2 protein-coding genes are annotated in these 2,159 nt (G+C 63.6%); one reads left to right on the top strand and one right to left on the bottom strand.

All coding sequences use genetic code 11. The features are described from left to right. Positions 1-88 precede the first annotated feature (88 nt). A complete protein-coding gene (locus EN893_RS30350) occupies positions 89-1,243 on the bottom strand; it encodes a PA0069 family radical SAM protein (RefSeq protein WP_127270954.1) in 1,155 nt (384 codons plus the stop codon). 150 nt (positions 1,244-1,393) lie between these two features. Here EN893_RS30350 and EN893_RS30345 point away from each other — a divergent pair, with 150 nt between their 5' ends. Beyond that, complete coding sequence (locus EN893_RS30345) at positions 1,394-1,918, top strand: glycosyltransferase (RefSeq protein ID WP_127272328.1); 525 nt, start codon at positions 1,394-1,396, stop codon at positions 1,916-1,918. The last annotated feature ends 241 nt before the right edge of the window (positions 1,919-2,159 follow it).

Below are 2,159 nucleotides of genomic sequence, written 5' to 3'. Positions count from 1 at the left end.
GGACCGGGAGGGCACCGTCTGCAGGCCGGGGCAGGCCGGACGGGATTCTGGTGCCGCGACGGATCAAACCACCGCGACGAATTGTCTCTTAAAGCAGCGTCAACTGCACCTGGTCTTTCCCGGCGGCAACGAACTGGTCGGTCCGCAGCGTGCGCCGTTCGGCATTGAGGCCGAGCCGCTTGGCTGTGATCTCGAAGCGCCGGCCGATCTGCCAGGCATAGGGACCGGCGCCCTTCATGCGTTTGCCCCATTCCGAATCGTAGTCCTTGCCGTCACGCATCGACCGGACCAGCGACATCACATGGCGGTAGCGGTCGGGATAATGACGCAGCAGCCAATCCTTGAAGATCGGGCTGACCTCCAGCGGCAGCCGCAGGATCACGTAGCCCGCTTCGCGCGCGCCCGCCGCACATGCGGAATCGAGGATGCGTTCCATCTCCGGATCGGTCAGGCCCGGAATGATCGGCGCCACCATGACCGACGCCGGAATGCCGGCATCCGAAAGCTGCCGGATCGCTTCCAGCCGCTTGGTCGGCGTCGACGCGCGCGGCTCCATGGTGCGCGCCAGCATGCGGTCGAGCGTCGTCACCGACAGCGCTACCTTGGCGAGCCCGCGTTCGGCCATGCGCGACAGGATATCGATATCGCGCGTCACCAGAGCGGACTTTGTCACGATGCCGACCGGATGGCCGCGCGCTTCCAGCACTTCGAGGATTTCGCGCATGATCCGGTATTGCTTCTCGATCGGCTGGTAGGGGTCGGTGTTGGTGCCGATGGCGATGGTGCGCGGCTGATAGCTGTCCTTCGAAAGCTCCTTGTCGAGCAAGCGCGCCGCATCAGGCTTGGCGAACAGCTTGGATTCGAAATCCAGACCCGGCGACAGGCCCATGAACGCGTGCGTCGGGCGGGCAAAGCAATAGACGCAGCCATGCTCGCAGCCGCGATAGGGGTTGATGGAACGGTCGAAGGAAATGTCGGGCGATTCGTTGCGGGTGATGATGGTGCGCGGCTTCTCTACCTGCACTTCGGTCTTGAAAGGCGGCAGTTCTTCCAGCGAATTCCAGCCATCGTCGAACACGTGCCGGCTGACTGGCTCGAACCGGCCGGACGGATTGATGCCAGCCGACCTGCCGCGGTTGCGGTCCGGGCGGACACGCATGCCGCTCTGCTCGACCATCGCGTTGGCCATCTCGGCTCTTCCTGCTCCGAAAGCTGCAATGTCGGCGCGCACGATCTGTTCCATTTTCGCCCGCTCCCAGGGACTGTCCGTGTTGTGTCGAATCGCTCTGTTCATGAAATTATTCCTATTTTACTGGTGGGAACAAAGCAAGAACTTTCTATGGTGCGATGCAAAAACTGGCGCTGTCCGGCGCTTTCCGCTATTCGGCTAAGGATGCTCAGTGTTCTCATCGAAACCCGCAATGACGAGGAGGGCCTCGCCCGCACGCTCGCCTCGCTGATTGGCGGAGCGGTCGAGGGCGTGGTGCGTGAAGTCATCGTCTGCGACACAGGCTCCACCGACCAGACGCATCGTGTGGCCGAGCATGCCGGCTGTCAGTACGTGACGGGCGGTGTCGCTGCCGGCATCCGCCAGGCCAAGGGGGATTGGTTGCTGCTCCTGGAGCCGGGCGCGCGGCTGGTGGAGGGCTGGATCGATGAAGTTGTCGCCCACACGGCCAGGCAGACCATGGCGGCACGGTTTTCGCGCACGCGAGCCAGTCGCACGCCATTCCTGGCCCGGGTCTTTTCGGGAAACCGCGCCTTGGCCGACGGCTTGCTGATCAGCAAGCGTCAGGCAGCTGCCGCGGCAAAGAGCGCCGGCAGTGCCGGGACCATCGCCCGCGGCCTCGCGACGAAGCGGCTCGACGCGGAGATCTGGATGGCGCCGGCCAAGCAGGAGCGCCGCTCGTCGACGTGATTTTTGCAGTTGCTCAGGTCATTGTGCATTGCACAAAATCTGACGCGGGGTTAGCTTCCGTTCAAGCGGGAATTGGGTTTGGACATGCCGAGAGGCGAGCACCGATGCGGCATCGGTGGTGCTCTCATAGCCGAGGACCCAATGAAGCTTTCAACCCCCGACACATCCGGCGCGGCCAGTCTCGAGGCCATTGCGCGCAACGGCAGCCTGCTGCGGCGCATCGCCGTACGTATTCCAACCT

Source organism: Mesorhizobium sp. M7A.F.Ca.CA.004.04.2.1 (genome assembly GCF_004022825.1).
GTDB lineage: Bacteria > Pseudomonadota > Alphaproteobacteria > Rhizobiales > Rhizobiaceae > Mesorhizobium.
The sequence above is the reverse complement of the archived record's forward strand: the minus strand, read 5'-3'. Positions and strand labels throughout refer to the sequence as shown.